Genomic DNA, 20,141 nt, shown 5'->3' with positions numbered 1-20,141 from the left:
GCTTAGCCCCCCAGGAAAGATTTGCGCACTTCGGGATCGGCCAGCAGCTCCTTGCCGGTGCCGGTATAGGCATTGCGCCCCTGCACCAGGACATAGCCTTTGTCCGCGATCTCAAGCGCTTGCTTGGCGTTCTGCTCCACCATCAGGATCGGCAGCCCGGTGCGGGCAACCTCGATGATCCGGTCGAACAGCTCATCCATCACGATGGGGGAAACGCCTGCCGTGGGTTCGTCCAGCATCAGCACCTTGGGTTTGGTCATCAACGCACGGCCCACCGCGACCTGCTGGCGCTGGCCGCCGGACAGCTCACCGGCCGGCTGGTTGCGCTTGTCGCGCAGGATCGGAAACAGATCATAAACCTGCTCCATCGTCTCCCGGAAGTCATCGGTCCGGATAAAGGCGCCCATCTCCAGGTTTTCCTCCACCGTCATCGAGGTGAAGATGTTGCTGGTCTGCGGCACAAAGCCCATGCCCTTGACCACCCGGTCCTGCGGGGTGAGCTGGGTGATGTCCTCGCCGTCCAGGCGCACCGCGCCGGAACGCACGTTCAGCATCCCGAACACCGCCTTCATCGCGGTGGACTTGCCGGCGCCGTTGGGGCCGACGATCACCGCAATCTCGCCCTTGTCGACGGCGATGGTGCAGTCGTGCAGGATATCCGGCCCCTTGCCGTAGCCGCCGGTCATCGTATCGCCGATCAGGAACGGGCCGCCCTCGACCTTATGCGTGGGTCCGCTTTTCAAGTGGGCGGGCTGCATCGTGCCGATGCCTTTCGTGTTGGTGATCGAGGCATCCTTGTTGCCGTGATCGTCCTGGTAGGGGTTGTCGCTCATGCGTCCGCCTCCAGTTTGTCTTTGTTTTTCAGGCCGGTACCCAGATAGGCCTCGATCACATGCTCGTTTGCCTTGATCTCGTCCAGGGTGCCCTCGGCCAGCTTCTTGCCTTCGGCCATGCAGATCACCGGGTCGCACAGGCGGCCGATGAACTCCATGTCGTGCTCGATGACGACAAAGGTGTATCCGCGCTCCTCATTGAGGCGCTTGATGGCATCGGCAATGGTGTAAAGCAGGGTTCGGTTCACACCGGCGCCGACCTCGTCGAGGAAAACGATCTTGGCGTCCACCATCATGGTGCGGCCCAGCTCCAGCAGCTTTTTCTGGCCGCCGGACACCTGACCCGCCTTCAGATCCGCGATATGGCTGATGGTCAGAAACTCCAGAACCTCATCGGCCTTGGCCCGCAGCGCGCGCTCCTCGTCCGCAATCCGCTTACGGCCGAACCACGTGTTCCACAGCGTCTCGCCCGACTGCGCGCCGGGCACCATCATCAGGTTTTCCCGGCAGGTCATCGAGGAGAACTCATGCGCGATCTGGAAGGTGCGCAGCAGTCCCTTGTGGAACAGCTCATGCGGCGGCAGGCCGGTGATATCCTCACCATCCATGGTGACCCGGCCTGAGGTCGGTTCAAGCACGCCTGCGATAACGTTGAAAAGTGTGGTCTTTCCGGCACCGTTCGGGCCGATCAAACCGGTTATGGACCCCTTGGCGATTTCCAGCGAGGCGCCGTCAACCGCGTGGAACCCGCCGAAGTGCTTGTGCAAGTCCTCGACGACGATCATGTCATTTCATCCCCTGCCGCGTTTTCGCGGCGTTTTTAATTTAGAACAGCCCGGGCGGAACCCGGGCTGACCTATCTTGGTTGCTTTTCAGATGCTTATCAGCGGAAGCGAAGGGTTTCGTTCTTGCCGTCCTTCACCTCGATCTCGCGGTAGGAGCCTGCGCTCTCACCCGGGCCGATCAGCTCAACGCCAGTCGCACCCTGATAGTCGATGTCACCGCCTTCGGCGAGGATTTCCAGCGCCTTGCCCAGTTCGCCCGGATTGATCGGCTCGCCCGGGGCGTTCGCCACGTCCAGGATCTTGCCTACATAATCCGCCGGGTTGGTGGAGTTGGCTGCCTGCATCGCCAGCAGGAACAGCGCCGCCGCGTCATAGGATTCAGACGCATAGGCGGAGGTGCCGTCAAAGCCGCGTTCCTTCGCCATCTCCGCAAAGATTTCCGCGCCCTTACTGTCGGAACCAGCGATCTGGCCGAACGAGCCGTCCAGGTCCGCACCAACGTTTGCAGGCAGGCTGTCGCCGATCATGCCGCCGGGCAGGCCGAAGGTGTCAAACGCACCCGAATCCAGCGAACCCTGAATGATGCCCAGGCCGCCCTGGTCCAGATAGCCGGCCACAACCAGCACATCGCCGCCAGCAGATGCCAGCGCGCCGACTTCTGCAGAGTAGTCGCCCTTGCCGTCCTCATGCGCGGTCACGATGGTGACTTCGCCGCCGACTTCCTCGAACGAGGACTGGATCGCGTCCGCCAGGCCCTTGCCATAGTCGTTGTTGGTGTAGGTCAGGGCGATTGCATTGATGCCGCGCTCTTTCAGAATCTCGGCCATCACCTGGCCTTCGCGTGCGTCCGACGGCGAGGTGCGGAAGAACAGCCCGTTGTCTTCCATGGACGACAGGCCCGGCGAGGTCGCGGACGGGGAAATCATCACCATGCCGTTCGGGATCGCCACGTTCTGCAGGATCGCGCCGGTCACGCCAGAGCAGTCGCCGCCGATGATGCCGTTCACGCCTTCGGCAACCAGCTTCTCGCCGTTTGCAACAGCCAGGCCGTTGTCGATACAGCCGGTGTCGGCGCGGACCGGGGTCACGGTGGCGCTGTCCAGCAGCTTACCGGATTTGGTGACTTCTTCCATGGCCAGCTCGGCGCCGTCGCCCATGGCCGGGGCCAGCGATTCAATCGGGCCGGTGAAGCCGAACAGCACGCCCAGTTTCACTTCCTTGGCGTGGCCGCCGGCATATGCGGTGCCAGCCGTCAGCGCAGCGGCCGCAGTGGCCATCAGCAGTTTCTTCATTTGAGAACTCCCATTGTTGGAACAGAAAATGTTCACATCGGACCCTAGGCAAGCCGTCTGAAAAAGAAAAGTCCTGTTGAGGCGTGCGATTGCAAAGAGTCCGTCCCGTTTTTCTCCGCTATTATCAGTTTATGTGCTGCGGAGCTGAGTTTAATTTAAGCTTAAAGTAACAAAAGGGGAAGCGTAAATGTTGTATCGGTTACTCACTTTGACGGCAGCCCTGCTGCTGTTGCCGTTTTCCACGACAGTTCAGGCAGATACGATCCAAAGCAGCCTCGGCCGCCTGACTGTAACCAGGATGGCCGCCGGGTTCGATGTGCCTTGGGCCTTTGCTCTTCTGCCGGACGGCGGTTTCCTGGTGACCGAGCGTGAGGGCGCGCTTTTCTACGTGCGGGACGGGAAAAAGAATCAGGTCAGCGGCACGCCTGCGGTGGCGGCAAACGGGCAGGGCGGGCTGTTGGATGTGATGGTGCCGCGGAACTTTCAAACCAGCCGCGAGATTTTCCTGACCTTCGCCAAACGGCAGAGGAACGGTGCAGGCACGGCCTTGGCCGCCGCGCGGCTCAGCCGGGACTATGCTTCCCTGACCGGTCTGCGTGTGCTGTTTGAGGCTGCGCCCGGAGCCAGAGGCGGGCGGCATTTCGGTGCGCGGGTGGTTGAGGCGCAGGACGGATCCCTGTTCGTGTCGCTTGGGGAGCGCGGCGACCGGCCAAGCGCCCAGGACCTGCGGCTGCATCAGGGATCGGTGGTGCGGATCAACAGGGACGGCAGCGTGCCCGCCAGCAACCCCTTTGCCGGCACCGCAGGCACCCAGCCAGAGATCTGGTCTTACGGCCACCGCAACCCGCAGGGCATGGCATTGGATCTGCAGGGGAACCTGTGGGTGGCGGAACATGGCGCCAAGGGCGGCGACGAGGTGAACCGGGTCCGCAAAGGGGCCAACTACGGCTGGCCGGTGATCTCCTACGGGCGCCATTACTCCGGCGCCAAAATCGGCGCAGGCACCGCGATGGCTGGCATGGAACAGCCCGAATGGTACTGGGACCCCTCCATGGCACCGTCCGGTATGATGATCTATTCCGGCCGGATGTGGCCGCAATGGCGCGGCAATATTTTCGTGGGCTCGCTCAAGTTTGGCTATATTTCCCGGCTGACCGGCTCCCCCCTGAAAGAGGTGGAGCAGCTGCGCAGCAGCGAAACCGGGCGCATCCGCGATGTGCAAGAGGCGCCCGACGGCAGTATCTGGTTCGCCTCCGAAGGCGAAGGGGCGGTTTTCAGGGTTTCCCGCTGACCAAGCCGCAAACCCCGGCAGTTAGATCTTGAACGCTGCTGCCTTGCTGCCGCGCTCGCGGTACGGGGTGGTGTCGTAATGGGCGCGGTAGCATTTGGAGAAATGCGACGGCGAGGCAAAGCCGCAGGCCAGCGCCACGTTGATCACGCTCATATCCGTCTGCATCAGCAGGTTGCGCGCCTTCTGCAGCCGCAGCTCCATGTAATAACGTTTTGGGGAGCGGTTCAGGTAGCGGCGGAACAGGCGTTCCAACTGGCGGGTCGACATGCCCACATCCTGCGCCAGGATCGACGGGCTGATCGGCTCCTCGATATTGGCTTCCATCATCTGGATCACCATCGACAGCTTGGGATGGCGCACCCCGATGCGGGTCGGGATCGACAGCCGCTGGGTGTCCTGGTCGGTCCGGATCGAGGAATAGATCAGCTGGTCCGCCACCGAATTGGCCAGATCCTCGCCCTGGTCATTTGCAATCAGCTTGAGCATCAGGTCGATAGAGGAGGTGCCGCCGGCGGTCGACAGCCGGTTGCCGTCGATCACAAACACCGATTTCGCCAGTTCCACCTCGTCGAATTCCTCGCTGAAACTGTCGGCGTTTTCCCAGTGAATGGTGGCCCGCTTGCCATCCAGCAGGCCAGCCTTGGCCAGCGTATAGGACGCGGTGCACAGACCGCCGACCATCAGCCCCTTGCGGGCCTCGCGCCGCAGCCAGGACAGCACCTTCTTGGTCGAGGCGTCCTGCACGTCGATGCCGCCGCACAGCATGATGGTGTCGTCGCGCTGCAGTTCATCCAAATCCGAATCGAGTTTGAAAACCGTGCCCGCGGAGCAGGTTACGGTATCGCCGCCTTCTCCGACCACGGTCCAGGCGTACAGTTCCTTGCCGGCCATCCGGTTTGCGATCCTGAGGGACTCCATCGCGGCCGAAAAGCAAAGCAGGGTGAATTTGTCGAGGAGTACAAAGACAAACCTCTTCGGCTGGCCGGCGGCTACTCCTGAGACAGCAGGCTTGCGTGGCGTCTGCATGGCGGGCGTCCTTCAAGAAACAAGTCGGGCCGCGGGAGCACGCTCCGCGGCAGGTCTCAAAACCGTGCTCACAGCTTGGACCCGGGGTCAAGTGGCCGCAATTCTAAACTGGTCTCTCCCGGGCGGATTTTGTATAGAGCACCCAACATATTCTAAAGACCTCTGATGCGGAGATAAAGTCATGAGCGACTGGCAAAAATCGGATTGGCGCAACAAGCCCCGGGTGCAGATGCCGGACTACACCGATGCCGCTGCGCTGAACGCTGTCGAGGCTCAGCTTTCCAAGTATCCGCCGCTGGTGTTTGCCGGTGAAGCGCGCCGTCTGAAACAGCACCTTGGGGCTGCCGGCCGCGGTGAGGCGTTCCTGCTGCAGGGCGGCGACTGTGCCGAAAGCTTTGACCAGTTCAGCGCCGATGCGATCCGCGATACGTTCAAGGTGATGCTGCAGATGGCAATGGTGCTGACCTATGGCGCCAAGGTGCCGGTTGTGAAGGTGGGCCGCATGGCCGGCCAGTTCGCCAAGCCGCGCAGCGCGCCGACCGAAACCATCGATGGCGTGGAGCTGCCCAGCTACCGCGGCGATATCATCAATGAGCTGGACTTCACCGCCGCATCCCGCATCCCGAACCCGCAGAAAATGCTGCAGGCCTACACCCAGGCCGCCGCAACGCTGAACCTGCTGCGCGCCTTCTCCACCGGCGGTTTCGCCGATATGAGCCGGGTGCACTCCTGGACTCTGGGTTTCACCGACGAACAGGAAGTCCAGAAATACAGCGAGATCGCAACCCGCATTCAGGACACCATCGACTTCATGGCAGCGGCTGGGATCAACGCCGATACCACCCATGAATTCTCCACCGTTGAGTTCTACACAAGCCATGAGGGCCTGCTGCTGGAATATGAAGAGGCGCTGACCCGTCTCGATTCCACCTCCGGCAAATGGCTGGCCGGTTCCGGCCACATGATCTGGATCGGCGACCGCACCCGGCAGCCGGACGGCGCCCACGTGGAATTCTGCAGCGGCGTGCTGAACCCGATCGGCCTGAAATGCGGTCCGACCACGACGGCTGATGACCTCAAGGTGCTGATGTCCCGCCTGAACCCGGAAAACGAAGAGGGCAAGCTGACCCTGATCGCCCGCTTCGGAGCCGGCAAGGCAGCGGAGCATCTGCCGCGGCTGGTCAAGGCGGTAAAGGAAGAGGGTGCCAAGGTCACCTGGGTTTGCGACCCGATGCACGGCAACACCATCAAATCCTCCACCGGCTACAAGACCCGCCCCTTCGACAGCGTGCTGCGCGAGGTGCGCGACTTCTTCGGCGTGCACAAGGCAGAGGGCACCATCCCGGGCGGCGTGCATTTTGAGATGACCGGCCAGGACGTGACCGAATGCACCGGCGGCGTGCGCGCAGTGACCGACGAAGACCTGAGCGACCGTTACCACACTGCCTGCGATCCGCGCCTGAATGCCAGCCAGTCGCTGGAACTGGCATTCCTGGTGGCGGAGGAGCTGTCCGCTCTGCGCGCAAGCCAGGCCGCGCGCCAGGCCGGCTGATCCCGGCCGGGCCGCGCACCGCCTGGTGCCGCGGCCTCAGCACCGCAAGAGTTGCTAAAAAAGAGCGCCCCGGGATTCTTCCGCGGGGCGCAGTCAATTCAAGTGCTATGACCTTGTACTTGAATGCAAAATCTTATGCGATGTCCCGCAAGGGTCAGTCGCGGCTGATCACCAGCCGCAGGTGCGGCGCGCCGGTACGCTTGGCGGGGGGCGGTGTGTCCTCCTGCGCCTTCCCGCTCGCCCGGCCGGCCCGGCTGCGGTCCAGCAGTGCCTTGGCTTCGTCCAGCAGCGACCGCTCCGGCTTGAAACGCGCCTGGGTTTCGGCAAATCCCGGGTTCGGCTGATTGACACCGGCCGGCGCCGGTTTTGGCTCCTCCAGCGGCTTTGCCGTATGCTCCGATGAGGCAGGGGCGCTTGCCACTGCGCGCATTTCAATCGACGTGATAGAGAACCGCTGCGACGTTGCCGCTGCACCCTCATCCGCCACCAGGATGCCCAGCACCCGGCTGATGTCTCCCAGGTCGCTGCGCAACGGCAGCAGCAGCATGCGGGCTGCGCGCGGCGCCTGATGGCGTGCGGCTTCGATCTGCAGCTCCAGCTCCACAATCGCCGGGGTTTCGAACATATGCTCCATCGCACTGCTCATCTGCTTGCGGGCATCGGCGGTGAAGAAAGCGGTCACCGGCATTCCCCGCACTTCCATGCCTGCCATCTCGTTGACCAGAGAACCGGCCAGGCGGAACCGGGCAATCCCGGGGGCGATGCGCTCAAGAATAAAAGTGTTGCTCAGGATGTTTTCCAGCCCGCGCGGATCGATCTGCGACCGGCTGGGAACATCGTCCCCCCGCCGCAGTGCAGTCCAATAGGCCTCAGCCTGGCGGAGCGGTGACATCGCCCCGCCTTTGCGGAAGCGGCTTATCGAAACGACGTTTTCCTGCCCGCCGGGCAGGCCTTGACCATCGCGGCTGCTAAAAATCATCTTACTTTCCCCTGCAAAGCCGGCCATCCCGAAGATCCTGTGCAGCTCCTGGCTGCCTTAAGACTTAGGGCCGGTTTGGTTACCCTGAAGTTAAGATGACACAATCTAATTCAAATTTGGACTAAATCTTAAAGCAATGGTTAACGCCTCCGCGCGGGCGTGTTTTTGCAAATGCGCTTGCGCCCTGTACTTTGCAGACAGTAGAGCAGACAAATCACCAGTGAAATGAGGGCCATCCGCATGACCATCCGCAGCATGACCGCCTTTGCCTCGGCGCAGGGCAGCTCCGATCGGCACAGCTGGAGCTGGGAACTCCGCTCGGTCAACGCCAAAGGGCTGGATCTGCGGATTCGGGTGCCGGACTGGCTGGAAGGTCTTGAAAACCTTACACGTTCTGCTCTGGCCAAGGCGCTGGCGCGGGGCAATGTAGCGCTGACCTTGCGGATCACCCGCACCGAAGACAGTGCCGGTCAGGTGCAGGTCAACACCGCTGTTCTGCAATCGGTGGTCAAGGCGCTGGGAGAGGCGCAGTCCATCGCCGCGCAGAACCGGGTGGAGGTGCGTGCAGCCTCCGCAGCGGAGCTGTTGTCTTTCAAAGGCGTGCTGGAACAGTCCGCGGGCGACGATGATCCGGCACCGCTGGTTGCCGCTCTCAGCAAGGAACTGGAAACCCTTGTGGCGGAATTCGTGCAGATGCGCGAGGCCGAGGGCGCCGCGCTTGCCGTAATCCTTAACGGCCAGCTGGAACAGGTGGCAGCCCTGACCGCCCAGGCGGCTGACCGCGCGGAAGAACGCAAGGTGAAGATGGCTGACACGCTGAAGGCCAATCTGGCCCGCGTCATGGACAACACCGACGGTGCTGACCCGGACCGGGTTGCGCAGGAACTGGCGCTGATTGCCGTCAAGGCGGATGTTACTGAGGAACTCGACCGGCTTGGCGCCCATGTGGCCGCGGCCCGCGACCTGCTGCTGAAAGGCGGCGCGGTGGGCCGCAAGCTCGACTTCCTGATGCAGGAATTCAACCGTGAGGCCAACACGCTCTGTTCAAAAGCCCAGAACAGCGGCTTGACGGCAGTGGGGCTTGAGCTGAAAACCGTGATCGACCAGATGCGCGAGCAGGTGCAGAACATAGAATAAGAAAAGGAGTGCCCAGATGGCGGACCGCCGCGGCCTTTTGATCATCCTCTCTTCGCCTTCGGGCGCAGGCAAATCCACCTTGGCCCGCCGCCTGATGGCCTGGGATCCAGGGCTGAAATTCTCGGTCTCCGCCACCACCCGCGCCCCGCGCCCGGGCGAGGAGCACGGCCGCGAATATTTCTTTATGTCCGAAGACGAGTTCCGCCAGAAGGTGGCCGAGGGCGGCATGCTGGAACACGCGCATGTGTTCGGCAACTTCTACGGCTCCCCGGCAGGCCCGGTAAAGGACACCATCGAGGCCGGCCAGGATGTGCTGTTCGACGTTGATTGGCAGGGTGAGATCCAGATCCGCAATTCCGATCTGGGCAAGCACGCGCTGTCGATCTTCATCCTGCCGCCTTCAATTCCGGAGCTGCGCCGCCGTCTGGAAACCCGCGCGCAGGACAGCGACGAGGTGATCGCCAAGCGGATGCAGAAAAGCTGGGATGAGATCAGCCACTGGGGCTATTATGATTACGTGCTGGTCAACGACGATCTGGATGAAACCGAGGCACGGCTGAAAACCATCGTCGAGGCAGAGCGCATGCGCCGGATCCAGCAGCCCCGCCTGCAGGACCACGTCCGCACCCTGCAAACCCAGTTTGAGGAACAGTCATGACCCTTTACGCTCTTGGCAAGCATCAGCCGCAGATCAATGAGGACACCTGGGTTGCCCCCGATGCCAACCTGATCGGCAAAGTGGTGATGGAAGCTGGCGCCTCTGTCTGGTTCGGCGTCACCATCCGCGCCGATCACGAGGAAATCCGCATCTGCGAAGGCACCAATGTGCAGGAAAACGTGGTGATGCACATCGATGCGGGCTATCCGCTGACCATCGGCAAGAATTGTACCATCGGCCACAAGGCGATGCTGCACGGCTGCACCATCGGTGAAAACACGCTGGTCGGCATGGGTGCCACCATCCTCAACGGCGCGAAGATCGGCAAAAACTGCCTGATCGGGGCAGGGGCATTGATCACCGAGGATAAGGAAATTCCCGACAACTCCCTGGTGATGGGAAGCCCCGGCAAAGTGGTGCGCGAGGTGGATGCGTCGCTGGCCGAAAAGCTCACCCAAAGCGCGCTGCTTTATCAGGACAACATGCGCCGTTTCCGGGCAGAGTTGAAACCGCTGTAACCGGCGCCGGCTGCCATATCAGCTTTACACAGCGGCGCTAGACAGGCTGGGATCATAACCGCGGGGACCAGATGACGACTGAGCTGATTGACGGATTTCTGGCAGCCATCCCTCTGCCCGCCGTGCTGGTAGACCAGACAGAGCGTTTCATCGCCGTGAACAGCGCAGCGGCAACGCTGTTGGGGAAGGGGGTGAAGGGCCGCCACTTTGCCACCATCCTGCGCCAGCCCAGCGTCGCCGCCGCCATAGAGGCCTGCCTGCGCGACCGCGAGTCCCGCACCGCGCGGCACCTTTCCAACGACGGCGCGCAGGACACAACATTCACCGTCACCCTGCGCTATGTGCCGGGCATCGGCGCGGTCAGCGGCGGCGCGGTTCTGGCCTGTTTCGACGACATCTCCGAACGTGAGCAAGCAGGCCAGATGCGCCGCGACTTCGTTGCCAATGTCAGCCACGAGCTGCGCACGCCGCTGACAGCGCTCATCGGTTTCATCGAAACGCTGCGCGGCCCGGCCAAGGATGACGACAAGGCCCGCGACCGTTTCCTGTCGATCATGGAGGGCGAGGCGAGCCGGATGAACCGCCTGGTCGGGGATCTCTTATCCCTCAACCGTGTCGAAAGCGAGGAGCGGGTGCGCCCGAAACAAAAGGTGGACCTGTCTGGCCACCTTGCCGCCACTCTCAAGACTCTGGCACCGGTAGCAGAGGCGCGCGGTGCGGCGATGACCCTGGAAGCGCCGGACGATCCCGTGTTTGTCACCGGCGATCCGGACCAGCTGCAGCAGGTCTTCACCAACCTGGTGGAGAACGCGGTGAAATACGGCGGCGACCAAGTGCGCGTTCTTCTCAGTTTCACGGCGCGCGATCCATCAGTGCGCGCGCCCGCAGCGCGCATCCAGGTGATCGACAACGGCCCGGGAATTGATCCCATCCACCTGCCGCGCCTGACAGAGCGTTTCTACCGTGCCGATAGCCACCGCTCGCGCGAGATGGGCGGCACCGGGCTGGGGCTGGCAATTGTAAAACACATCGTCAACCGCCACCGCGGGCGGCTTCGGGTCGAAAGCGATCTGGGCCAAGGATGCGTTTTTACAGTGATATTGCCTGAATAACTGTCTCCGGCGCCCGCAAGGTACCATGCCGCCGCCGGGACGCCCGGCGGCGGCATTGCGTTTCTGTGTCAGAAATTTTTCTTCGGATGCCGGGTTTGTCATACAGCCGTTACACACATGTCACAAAAGCCTCATCAGCAGCTTCTAGGAGAGGCGGCAAGATCATCACGGGGTGATCGACCTTAGAAACTCTTGGAGACACAAATGTCCTTTGTGAAACTGACCGCTTCCGCCCTGGCGATTTCCGCCGTTTCCGCCACCGCAGCCGCTGCGCGCGACCAGGTGCAGGTTGCCGGTTCGTCCACCGTTCTGCCCTACGCCTCCATCGTGGCAGAAGCCTTTGGCGAGAACTTTGATTTCCCGACCCCGGTTGTTGAATCCGGCGGCTCCTCTGCCGGCCTCAAGCGTTTCTGCGAAGGCGTGGGTGAAAACACCATCGACATCGCCAATGCCTCGCGCCAGATCAAAGACAAGGAAATCGCCGCTTGCGCCGAAAACGGCGTGACCGACATTATCGAAGTCCGCATCGGTTATGACGGCATCGTTTTTGCCTCCGACAGCAATGCCGACTCTTTCGAATTCACCCCGTCCGACTGGTTCCTGGCGCTGTCCGACAAGGTGCTGGTTGACGGCGCGCTGGCCGATAACCCGAACACCACCTGGGCCGACGTGAACCCGGACTTCCCGGCTGTGGACATTCAGGCCTTCATCCCAGGCACCAAGCACGGCACCCGCGAAGTGTTCGAAGACAAGGTGATCCTGGCGGGCTGCGAAGCCACCGGCGCATTTGAACACCTCCTTGCCCAAGCCGAAGGCGATACCGACAAGGCCAAGCACAAGGCAGCCGAGAAAGCCTGTATCGCTCTGCGCACGGATGGCAAATCGGTCGACATTGACGGCGACTACACTGAGACCCTGGCCCGCATCGAGAGCAACAAGGACGGCATCGGCGTCTTTGGCCTGGCCTTCTACGAAAACAACACCGACAAGCTGCAGGTTGCCACCATGTCCGGCGTTGCGCCCTCGACCGAGAGCATCGCAACCGGCGAATACCCGGTGTCCCGCCCGCTGTTCTTCTACGTCAAGAAGGCCCACATCGGTGTGATCCCCGGCCTCAAGGAATACGCTGAGTTCTTCGTCGCGGACGAAGTTGCCGGTGAAGACGGCCCGCTGGCCGAATACGGCTTGGTGGCTGACCCGGAACTAGCAGACACCCAGGAAACGGTTGCCGCTGAGGCCGTGATGGGCGGCAATTCCTGATCGCCCCGCGCGTGATCTGATCCTCGCCGGGGCGGAGCGATCCGCCCTGGCTCTTACTTTCCGCGGCAGGGCTGCCGCAGCCAAAACGCCACCGCCAAAACCGGAGCTTTTCATGCCCACTTTCTGGCTTGTTGCCCTCCTGCTTGCGCTGTCCGCCGCGGGCTATTTCGGCGGCCGCCGCCGCGCGATTGCCTCCGCCGCAGGCGACGTCAAAGACCTTCATTCCCTGCCATCCTATTACGGCTACCACGTGGCGATTGCGGCCTTTGTGCCGGCCATTGCGGCCCTGGCGGTCTGGCTGCTGGCCCAGCCGGTGTTCATTGAAACCCGCGTCTCTGGCATGATCCCGGCAGAGGCGGTTCCCGAAAACTCCACCATTGGCCTGGTGATGAGCGACGTGCGCCGGGTGGCGGAAGGGCTGGACCTGGCGGTGGAGCAGGGACTGCTGACCGCCCGCGAGGCCCGCAATGCCGTTGCGGGCGAGCAGGACCTGCGCGCCCTGATGGGCGAGCTGGGCGTGGCCCTCGGCTCCAAGGTGCGCCCAGAGGTGCTGAACGCCGCCCAGGCTTACCGCAACCTGTCCCACACCGGCCGGACTGCGATGACCGTGGTTGTGACGCTGCTGGCACTAGGCGGTTTTGCCTTCGCCTACGCGCGCACCCACAAGGACTTCCGCGCCCGCAACGTGGTGGAGCGCGCGGTGCTGGCGCTTTTGATCCTGGCTGCCTCACTGGCGATCCTGACCACCATCGGCATCGTTCTGTCGATGCTGTTTGAAACCAAGAACTTCTTTGGCCTGCATTCCTGGACGGACTTCTTCTTCGGCTCCACCTGGGCACCGAACTTCCGTGGCGGCAGCGAGCTGTCGATCCTGCCGCTCTTGTGGGGCACGCTCTACATCTCCTTCATTGCCTTGCTGGTTGCAGTGCCGGTGGGCCTGTTCGCTGCCATCTACCTGTCGGAATATGCCAGCGGCGCGGTGCGCGCCTTTGCCAAGCCGCTGCTGGAGATCCTCGCGGGCATTCCCACCATCGTTTACGGCCTGTTTGCACTGCTGACCGTTGGCCCGGCGCTGGCCGGCCTCTTTGCCAAGGGCGGCGTTCTGGGTGTTGAATGGATGGCCGGCGCAACCTCAGTGCTGACGGCCGGGCTGGTAATGGGTGTCATGCTGATCCCCTTCGTCTCCTCCCTGTCCGACGACATTATCAACGCGGTGCCGCAGGCGCTGCGCGACGGCTCGCTGGGCCTGGGCGCCACCAGGTCTGAGACCGTGCGCCAGGTGGTAATGCCTGCAGCACTTCCGGGCATTGTCGGCGCGGTGCTTCTGGCCGCCTCACGCGCCATTGGCGAGACCATGATCGTGGTCATGGGGGCAGGGGCGATTGCCAAGTTCTCCGCCAACCCGCTGGAGTCGATGACCACCATCACCACCCGCATCGTCAGCCAGCTGACCGGCGATACTGACTTTGCCAGCCCGGAAACGCTGGTTGCCTTTGCCCTGGGGCTGACACTGTTTGTCCTGACCCTCGGCCTGAACGTCCTGGCGCTCTACATCGTGCGCAAATACCGGGAGCAGTATGAATAATGACTGACCTCAGCCAAATCCCCGCCGGCGCTGCCCCCCGCAAACACGGCGGTTCGCTGCTGGAGAAATCCCCGCGCACCAAGAAGCGCAACGCGGCAGAAACCCGGTTCAAGGCCTATGGCATTGCCGCCATCACCGCGGGCCTGATCATGCTGCTGGTGCTGGTGACCACCATCGTCGGCAAGGGCACCGGTGCCTTCCAGCAGACCTTTGTCACGCTGAATGTGGAACTGCTGGAAGCCAAGCTCGACAAGAAGGGCAACCGCGATCTGGCCGACATCAAGAAGGTCACCACCTTCGGCTACGCCCCGATCATCAAGGGCGCGATGGAGGCCGTGATCGAGGAACTGGGCATTGAGACCAGCCTCAAATCCAAAGAACTGGCCGGCATCCTGTCCAAGGACGTCGCCGCCCAGCTGCGCGACTATGTGATCGCCAACCCGGACCAGATTGGCCAGACGGTGGAGTTCCGCTTCCTCGCCTCCAGCCGCGTGGACGGCTACCTGAAGGGACGGGTGACCCGCGACAGCATCGTCAACGACAAGAACATCTCAGCCGAACAGCTTGATCTTGTTGATGCTTTGGCCGCTGCCGGGGTGCTGGAGAAGACCTTCAACCTCGATTTCATCTTTGGCGCGGATGCCTCCGATGCCCGCCCTGAGGCCGCCGGCATCGGCGTCTCCATGCTGGGCTCGCTGTTCATGATGCTGGTGGTACTGGCGCTGGCGCTGCCGATCGGCGTCGCCGCCTCGATCTACCTTGAGGAGTTTGCACCGCAGAACTGGCTCACCGACATGATCGAGGTGAACATCTCCAACCTCGCGGCCGTGCCCTCCATCGTGTTCGGCATTCTCGGCCTCGCGGTCTTCATCAACTACATGCACCTGCCGACCTCGGCGCCGCTGGTGGGCGGTCTGGTGCTGACGCTGATGACGCTCCCGACCATCATCATCTCCACCCGCGCCTCGCTGAAATCGGTGCCGCCGTCGATCCGCGACGCAGCGCTGGGTGTCGGTGCATCGAAAATGCAGGCAGTGTTCCACCACGTCCTGCCGCTGGCCGCGCCGGGTATTCTGACCGGCACCATCATCGGACTGGCGCAGGCGCTGGGGGAAACTGCGCCGCTGCTGCTCATTGGTATGGTTGGCTTCATCGCCTCCAACGCGCCGGAAACCCTGGCGGACGGCCTGCTGGCGCCGAACTCTGCCATGCCCGCCCAAATCTACGAATGGGCGAAACGCGCCGACCCCGCATTCTACGAACGCGCCTGGGGCGGCATCATCATCCTTCTTCTCTTCCTGGTGACCATGAACACGCTTGCTGTGATCCTGCGCCGCCGCTTTGAACGCCGCTGGTAAAAGGGGCATAGTAATGAACGACATGACCGTGATGGATAAGACCGTGGAAACCCAGAACATCAAAATCGCCGCCAAAGACGTGAACGTCTATTACGGCGACAGCCACGCGATCAAAGACGTGAACGTCGAGATCGAGGACAACACCGTCACCGCCTTCATCGGCCCTTCCGGCTGTGGCAAGTCGACCTTCCTGCGCTGCCTGAACCGGATGAACGACACCATCGGCACCTGCAAGGTGAAGGGCGACATCCTGCTGGACGGCGAGGATATCTATGACAAGCGCGTCGATCCCGTGCAGCTGCGCGCCAAGGTCGGCATGGTGTTCCAGAAGCCGAACCCGTTCCCCAAGTCGATCTATGACAACGTGGCCTATGGTCCGCGCATTCATGGCCTGGCCAAGAACAAGGCGGAACTGGATGAAATCGTAGAGAAATCTCTGCGCCGCGGTGCCATCTGGGATGAGGTGAAGGACCGCCTTGATGCGCCCGGCACCGGGCTGTCCGGCGGCCAGCAGCAGCGCCTGTGCATCGCCCGTGCCGTTGCAACAGAGCCTGAGGTGCTGCTGATGGACGAACCCTGTTCGGCGCTCGACCCGATCGCCACTGCGCAGGTTGAGGAACTGATCGACGAACTGCGCAGCCAGTATTCCGTGGTGATCGTCACCCACTCGATGCAGCAGGCCGCGCGGGTCAGCCAGAAAACCGCCTTCTTCCACCTCGGAAACCTGGTGGAATTCGGCCCCACCGGCCAGATCTTCACCAACCCCGAAGATCCGCGCACCGAAAGCTATATCACCGGCCGGATCGGCTGATTTCTAGGAAAAATAAATGACTACACAGCATATTGCATCTGCATTCGACCGCGATCTGGAGGCGATTCAGGCCCGGATCATGAAAATGGGCGGTCTGGTCGAGGACGCCATCCGAGAAGCCGCGCAGGCACTGGAAACCCGCGACGAGGAACTGGCGCTGACCGTGCGCCAGGGCGACAAGGCCATTGACGGGCTGGAAGAGCTGATCAACGAGGAAACCGCCCGGTTGATCGCTTTGCGCGCGCCTGCGGCCTCTGACCTGAGGCTTGTTCTCTCGGTAATGAAGATTGCCGGCAACCTGGAACGCATTGGCGACTATGCAAAAAACATGGCCAAGCGCACCGGCGTCCTGGCACAGGGGCCGAACATCAGCGAAGGCACATCCGCCCTGCGCCGCATGGCGCGCGAGGTGGAGCGGATGCTGAAAGATGCGCTGGACTCCTACATCCAGCGCGATGTGGAACTGGCGCGCGACGTGATCGAACGCGACCGCGACGTCGACCAGATGTACAACGCCCTGTTCCGCGAATTCCTGACCCACATGATGGAAGATCCGCGCAACATTTCGGCCTGTATGCACTTGCATTTCATAGCAAAAAACACCGAACGCATGGGCGACCACGTGACCGCGATCGCCGAACAGGTGATCTATCTGGTCACCGGCGAAAAGCCGGAGGAAGACCGCAAGAAGGCTGACACCACCTCAACCACACCGCAGGAGATCTGACCAATGGCTGCCGATCAGCCCACTGTCCTGGTTGTAGAAGACGAAATGGCCCAGCGGGAAGTGCTGGCCTACAATCTCGAAGCCGACGGGTTCCGCGTGCTCCGTGCCGAACACGGCGAGGAAGCGCTGCTGGTGGTCGCGGAGGATATGCCGGATATAATCATCCTTGACTGGATGATGCCCAACCTCAGCGGTATCGAGGTCTGCCGCCGCCTCAAGACCCGTTCCGAGACCCGCAATATCCCGGTGATCATGCTGTCGGCCCGGTCAGAGGAAGTGGACAAGGTGCGCGGGCTGGAAACCGGCGCTGACGATTATGTGGTGAAACCCTATTCCGTGGTTGAACTGATGGCCCGCGTGCGCAGCCAGCTGCGGCGGGTCCGGCCCTCTACCGTTGGGGTGCGGCTGGAATACGGCGACATCGTTCTGGATGCCGAAACTCACAAGGTCAGCCGCGCCGACACTCCGCTGAAGCTGGGACCAACCGAATTCCGCCTGCTGTCCACCTTTATGGAAAAGCCGGGCCGGGTGTGGAGCCGGGAACAGCTGCTGGACCGGGTCTGGGGCCGCGACATCTATGTCGACACCCGCACCGTCGACGTCCACATCGGGCGTCTGCGCAAGGCACTGACCCAGTTTGGCGGCGACGATCCGGTTCGTACTGTTCGGGGCGCGGGCTACGCTCTGGGCTGAAACCCGTTCTGAACCGGCACCGGGGGGTGTACAGGGGGTGCACGCATGTCACCCCCTGAAATTCACCGCGGCAGCGGATCCTCCGGCTGCGCCTTTCCCGCCAGCCAGCTGCGGAATTTCATCAGTGCCGCCGCGCCTGCTTTCCGCTCCGGCCAGACCAGGAAATAGGCGCCTGCGGTCTCCACCGGCTCCGGATGCAGCGCCACCAGCCGACCGGTCGCCACATCCTGCTCCACCAGGTAATCGGGCATCAGCGCGACCCCCAAACCGTGCAGCGCAGCCTGGGTAATGGTTGCGAATTGATCATAGATTGTGCCGCCCAGTTCCGTGTCCGCCGCAATGCCGTGCTGTCCGAACCAATCCCGCCAGGCGGTGCTCCGGGTCTGAATATGCAGCAGCGGCAGCTTCAGAATGTCCTTGGGTCCGTTGATCCTGCGCCCGTCAATCAGCTGCGGGGCGCAAACAGGTAATAGCTGTTCATGCTTCAGTAGCAGCGACTGTGTTCCGGGCCAGCTTGCATCTCCGAAATGCAACGCTGCATCAAATGGTTCGGTGGCAAAGTTGAACGGCTCCAGCCGAGTGGCCATGTTGATGGTCACATCCGGGTGCAGCCGGGCAAATTCCGGCAGCCGCGGCATCAGCCAGCGCATGCCAAAGGCGGGCAGGATCGCCAGATTGAGCGTTCCAGCCAGTGGTGAGGCCTGCAATCGCAGGGTGGACTGCACGATCTGGTTCAAGGCCTGGCGGATTTCTGCGGCATAATCCTGCGCCTCTGTGGTCAGGGTTAGCCGTTTCTGATCCCGCTGCACCAGCTCCATGCCGAGCTGGCGTTCCAGCGTTTGCAACTGGCGGCTGACCGCCCCTTGTGTCAACGCCAGTTCGTCCGCAGCGGCTGAGGCGCTGCCAAGCCGGTCCAGCGCCTCCAGGGCGCGCAGCGAGGAAATCGAAGGCAAGAACTTGCGTGGTACTGACATGTATGAGTGTTTGTCATGCTTTCTTGCCAAAGTCTCGCTGTTTTTTCCATTCACCTCCCGTTAGGGTTTGGGCAGATCGTGAACGACTGAGGTACAAGATGACCGATAAACCCGCACTGCGCGCCAAAGATGCCCCGGATCTGGGCCGTTTCAATTGGGAAGACCCGCTGCGGCTGGAAGACCAACTGACCGAGGACGAGCGGATGATCTCTGCCTCAGCCCGCGCCTATGCGCAGGAAAAGCTTCAACCGCGCGTGCTAAGTGCTTATGAAAACGAGGAAACCGATCCTGAGATCTTCCGCGAGATGGGTGAAATGGGCCTTCTTGGAACCACCATCCCGGAAGAATACGGCGGGCTTGGCGGCGGCTATGTGTCCTATGGCTTGGTCGCCCGCGAGGTGGAGCGCGTCGACAGCGGCTACCGCTCTATGATGTCGGTGCAAAGTTCGCTGGTGATGTATCCCATCTACGCATACGGCAGCGAAGAGCAGCGCCAGAAATACCTGCCGAAACTGGCCTCCGGCGAGTGGATCGGCTGCTTCGGCCTGACTGAGCCGGATGCCGGGTCTGACCCCGCCGGCATGAAGACCCGTGCCGAAAAAATCGACGGTGGATATAGGCTTAAAGGGTCCAAGATGTGGATCTCCAACGCGCCGATCGCTGATGTGTTTGTGGTCTGGGCGAAGTCCGAAGTGCACGGCGGCAAGATCCGCGGCTTTGTGCTCGACAAGGGGTTGAAGGGCCTGAGCGCGCCGAAAATCGAAAACAAGGCTTCGCTGCGGGCGTCGATCACTGGTGAGATTGTGATGGATGGCGTCGAAGTCGGCGAGGACGCGCTGCTGCCGCATGTCGAAGGGTTGAAGGGGCCGTTCGGCTGCCTCAACCGCGCCCGCTACGGCATCAGCTGGGGCGCCATGGGTGCCGCGGAAGCCTGCTGGCATGCGGCACGGCAGTACGGGCTGGACCGCACGCAGTTCGGCCGGCCGCTGGCGAACACGCAGCTGTTTCAGCTGAAACTGGCGAACATGCAGACCGAAATCACCCTGGGTCTGCAGGCAAGCTTGCGCGTCGGCCGTTTGATGGATGAGGCCAACGCCGCCCCGGAGATGATCTCAATCATCAAGCGCAACAACTGCGGCAAGGCGCTGGAGATTGCGCGGATGGCGCGTGACATGCATGGCGGCAATGGCATCAGCCTGGAGTTCAACGTGATCCGCCACATGGTGAATCTGGAGACCGTGAACACCTATGAGGGCACCCACGACGTCCATGCGCTGATCCTGGGCCGTGCCCAGACCGGCTTGCAGGCGTTTTTCTGATCACCCGGCAGCAGCGCGGAGGATGCTCCGCGCTGCATTTTTGCAAGATTGCTTTGCATCCCTGCATTGGTGAGGCAAGAGACGGTTATTGCAAAGCAAATGGCGTTGCTGCTTTCGTCTGAAGGGGCTTGAATTGCCGGTTATTTGGTTAACGCATCGGCTGCCAACACAACGGATACCCAAAGCCGACTGAACTGTGGCGAAGACCAGACGTTAACGCGCGTTTTCATT

19 protein-coding genes are annotated in these 20,141 nt (G+C 62.1%); 13 read left to right on the top strand and 6 right to left on the bottom strand.

The window, feature by feature from the left end:
- Window positions 1–2: 2 nt before the first annotated feature.
- The 3 genes from AC5STB_RS17510 to AC5STB_RS17500 all read right to left on the bottom strand — a co-directional run bounded on the left by AC5STB_RS17510 (window position 3) and on the right by AC5STB_RS17500 (window position 2,910).
- Window positions 3–833, bottom strand: a complete 831-nt coding sequence (locus tag AC5STB_RS17510; protein WP_495444071.1) for an ABC transporter ATP-binding protein — start codon at window positions 831–833, stop codon at window positions 3–5.
- A complete protein-coding gene (locus AC5STB_RS17505; protein WP_027237606.1) occupies window positions 830–1,618 on the bottom strand; it encodes an ABC transporter ATP-binding protein in 789 nt (262 codons plus the stop codon). The genes AC5STB_RS17510 and AC5STB_RS17505 overlap by 4 nt, the downstream gene beginning before the upstream one ends.
- Before the next feature lie 98 nt (window positions 1,619–1,716).
- Entirely contained in the window at window positions 1,717–2,910 is a 1,194-nt protein-coding gene (locus tag AC5STB_RS17500) for an ABC transporter substrate-binding protein (RefSeq protein ID WP_495444070.1), read from the bottom strand.
- Window positions 2,911–3,097: 187 nt separating this feature from the next.
- Here AC5STB_RS17500 and AC5STB_RS17495 point away from each other — a divergent pair, with 187 nt between their 5' ends.
- A complete protein-coding gene (locus AC5STB_RS17495) occupies window positions 3,098–4,201 on the top strand; it encodes a PQQ-dependent sugar dehydrogenase (RefSeq protein WP_495444069.1) in 1,104 nt (367 codons plus the stop codon).
- Between the two features lie 21 nt (window positions 4,202–4,222).
- On the opposite strand, the gene AC5STB_RS17490 is transcribed toward AC5STB_RS17495, so the two are convergent.
- Window positions 4,223–5,227, bottom strand: coding sequence for a GlxA family transcriptional regulator (locus tag AC5STB_RS17490; protein ID WP_495444068.1), 1,005 nt, complete (start codon window positions 5,225–5,227; stop codon window positions 4,223–4,225).
- Between the two features lie 181 nt (window positions 5,228–5,408).
- On the opposite strand from AC5STB_RS17490, the gene AC5STB_RS17485 reads away from it, so the two are divergent.
- Window positions 5,409–6,779, top strand: coding sequence for a class II 3-deoxy-7-phosphoheptulonate synthase (locus AC5STB_RS17485; RefSeq protein ID WP_495444067.1), 1,371 nt, complete (start codon window positions 5,409–5,411; stop codon window positions 6,777–6,779).
- Window positions 6,780–6,933: 154 nt separating this feature from the next.
- Here the strand turns inward: AC5STB_RS17485 and AC5STB_RS17480 are convergent, their stop codons facing one another.
- Window positions 6,934–7,758 carry a PAS domain-containing protein gene (locus AC5STB_RS17480; protein WP_495444066.1) on the bottom strand — a complete coding sequence of 275 codons (825 nt, stop codon included), beginning with the start codon at window positions 7,756–7,758 and terminating at the stop codon, window positions 6,934–6,936.
- Between the two features lie 240 nt (window positions 7,759–7,998).
- On the opposite strand from AC5STB_RS17480, the gene AC5STB_RS17475 reads away from it, so the two are divergent.
- The 10 genes from AC5STB_RS17475 (at window position 7,999) to phoB (ending at window position 17,617) form a co-directional block, all read left to right on the top strand.
- A complete protein-coding gene (locus AC5STB_RS17475) occupies window positions 7,999–8,895 on the top strand; it encodes a YicC/YloC family endoribonuclease (protein WP_495444619.1) in 897 nt (298 codons plus the stop codon).
- Between the two features lie 16 nt (window positions 8,896–8,911).
- A complete protein-coding gene (gene gmk / locus AC5STB_RS17470; RefSeq protein WP_495444065.1) occupies window positions 8,912–9,553 on the top strand; it encodes a guanylate kinase in 642 nt (213 codons plus the stop codon).
- On the top strand, window positions 9,550–10,071 hold the full coding sequence (locus AC5STB_RS17465; RefSeq protein ID WP_495444064.1) for a gamma carbonic anhydrase family protein: 522 nt from the start codon (window positions 9,550–9,552) through the stop codon (window positions 10,069–10,071). Before gmk ends, AC5STB_RS17465 begins: the two co-directional genes overlap by 4 nt.
- 71 nt (window positions 10,072–10,142) lie before the next feature.
- On the top strand, window positions 10,143–11,183 hold the full coding sequence (locus AC5STB_RS17460) for a sensor histidine kinase (RefSeq protein WP_495444063.1): 1,041 nt from the start codon (window positions 10,143–10,145) through the stop codon (window positions 11,181–11,183).
- Window positions 11,184–11,387: 204 nt separating this feature from the next.
- A complete protein-coding gene (locus tag AC5STB_RS17455) occupies window positions 11,388–12,443 on the top strand; it encodes a substrate-binding domain-containing protein (RefSeq protein WP_495444062.1) in 1,056 nt (351 codons plus the stop codon).
- 112 nt (window positions 12,444–12,555) lie between these two features.
- On the top strand, window positions 12,556–14,028 hold the full coding sequence (pstC, locus tag AC5STB_RS17450) for a phosphate ABC transporter permease subunit PstC (RefSeq protein WP_495444061.1): 1,473 nt from the start codon (window positions 12,556–12,558) through the stop codon (window positions 14,026–14,028).
- Window positions 14,028–15,386, top strand: coding sequence for a phosphate ABC transporter permease PstA (gene pstA, locus AC5STB_RS17445; protein WP_495444060.1), 1,359 nt, complete (start codon window positions 14,028–14,030; stop codon window positions 15,384–15,386). The genes pstC and pstA overlap by 1 nt, the downstream gene beginning before the upstream one ends.
- A 13-nt stretch (window positions 15,387–15,399) precedes the next feature.
- Window positions 15,400–16,197: a phosphate ABC transporter ATP-binding protein PstB gene (gene pstB / locus AC5STB_RS17440; protein WP_495444059.1), complete on the top strand. Its 798-nt coding sequence runs from the start codon at window positions 15,400–15,402 to the stop codon at window positions 16,195–16,197.
- 16 nt (window positions 16,198–16,213) lie between these two features.
- Window positions 16,214–16,924 (top strand): phosphate signaling complex protein PhoU, encoded by a 711-nt coding sequence (gene phoU / locus AC5STB_RS17435; RefSeq protein WP_495444058.1) that lies wholly within the window; start codon window positions 16,214–16,216, stop codon window positions 16,922–16,924.
- Window positions 16,925–16,927: 3 nt separating this feature from the next.
- Window positions 16,928–17,617 carry a phosphate regulon transcriptional regulator PhoB gene (phoB, locus tag AC5STB_RS17430; RefSeq protein WP_495444057.1) on the top strand — a complete coding sequence of 230 codons (690 nt, stop codon included), beginning with the start codon at window positions 16,928–16,930 and terminating at the stop codon, window positions 17,615–17,617.
- Between the two features lie 62 nt (window positions 17,618–17,679).
- On the opposite strand, the gene AC5STB_RS17425 is transcribed toward phoB, so the two are convergent.
- Entirely contained in the window at window positions 17,680–18,591 is a 912-nt protein-coding gene (locus tag AC5STB_RS17425; protein ID WP_495444056.1) for a LysR family transcriptional regulator, read from the bottom strand.
- Between the two features lie 98 nt (window positions 18,592–18,689).
- On the opposite strand from AC5STB_RS17425, the gene AC5STB_RS17420 reads away from it, so the two are divergent.
- Entirely contained in the window at window positions 18,690–19,910 is a 1,221-nt protein-coding gene (locus AC5STB_RS17420) for an acyl-CoA dehydrogenase (protein WP_495444055.1), read from the top strand.
- Window positions 19,911–20,141: the final 231 nt, after the last annotated feature.

It is taken from the genome of Leisingera sp. CC-HEC093 (assembly GCF_059429195.1).
This window is presented reverse-complemented; position numbering and strand designations above follow the sequence as displayed.

Coding starts and splice junctions, on each gene's coding strand:
- AC5STB_RS17510 (WP_495444071.1), bottom strand. CDS start 833: ATGAGCGACAACCCCTACCAGGACGATCACGGCAACAAGGATGCCTCG.
- AC5STB_RS17505 (WP_027237606.1), bottom strand. CDS start 1,618: ATGATCGTCGTCGAGGACTTGCACAAGCACTTCGGCGGGTTCCACGCG.
- AC5STB_RS17500 (WP_495444070.1), bottom strand. CDS start 2,910: ATGAAGAAACTGCTGATGGCCACTGCGGCCGCTGCGCTGACGGCTGGC.
- AC5STB_RS17495 (WP_495444069.1), top strand. CDS start 3,098: ATGTTGTATCGGTTACTCACTTTGACGGCAGCCCTGCTGCTGTTGCCG.
- AC5STB_RS17490 (WP_495444068.1), bottom strand. CDS start 5,227: ATGCAGACGCCACGCAAGCCTGCTGTCTCAGGAGTAGCCGCCGGCCAG.
- AC5STB_RS17485 (WP_495444067.1), top strand. CDS start 5,409: ATGAGCGACTGGCAAAAATCGGATTGGCGCAACAAGCCCCGGGTGCAG.
- AC5STB_RS17480 (WP_495444066.1), bottom strand. CDS start 7,758: ATGATTTTTAGCAGCCGCGATGGTCAAGGCCTGCCCGGCGGGCAGGAA.
- AC5STB_RS17475 (WP_495444619.1), top strand. CDS start 7,999: ATGACCATCCGCAGCATGACCGCCTTTGCCTCGGCGCAGGGCAGCTCC.
- gmk (WP_495444065.1), top strand. CDS start 8,912: ATGGCGGACCGCCGCGGCCTTTTGATCATCCTCTCTTCGCCTTCGGGC.
- AC5STB_RS17465 (WP_495444064.1), top strand. CDS start 9,550: ATGACCCTTTACGCTCTTGGCAAGCATCAGCCGCAGATCAATGAGGAC.
- AC5STB_RS17460 (WP_495444063.1), top strand. CDS start 10,143: ATGACGACTGAGCTGATTGACGGATTTCTGGCAGCCATCCCTCTGCCC.
- AC5STB_RS17455 (WP_495444062.1), top strand. CDS start 11,388: ATGTCCTTTGTGAAACTGACCGCTTCCGCCCTGGCGATTTCCGCCGTT.
- pstC (WP_495444061.1), top strand. CDS start 12,556: ATGCCCACTTTCTGGCTTGTTGCCCTCCTGCTTGCGCTGTCCGCCGCG.
- pstA (WP_495444060.1), top strand. CDS start 14,028: ATGACTGACCTCAGCCAAATCCCCGCCGGCGCTGCCCCCCGCAAACAC.
- pstB (WP_495444059.1), top strand. CDS start 15,400: ATGAACGACATGACCGTGATGGATAAGACCGTGGAAACCCAGAACATC.
- phoU (WP_495444058.1), top strand. CDS start 16,214: ATGACTACACAGCATATTGCATCTGCATTCGACCGCGATCTGGAGGCG.
- phoB (WP_495444057.1), top strand. CDS start 16,928: ATGGCTGCCGATCAGCCCACTGTCCTGGTTGTAGAAGACGAAATGGCC.
- AC5STB_RS17425 (WP_495444056.1), bottom strand. CDS start 18,591: ATGTCAGTACCACGCAAGTTCTTGCCTTCGATTTCCTCGCTGCGCGCC.
- AC5STB_RS17420 (WP_495444055.1), top strand. CDS start 18,690: ATGACCGATAAACCCGCACTGCGCGCCAAAGATGCCCCGGATCTGGGC.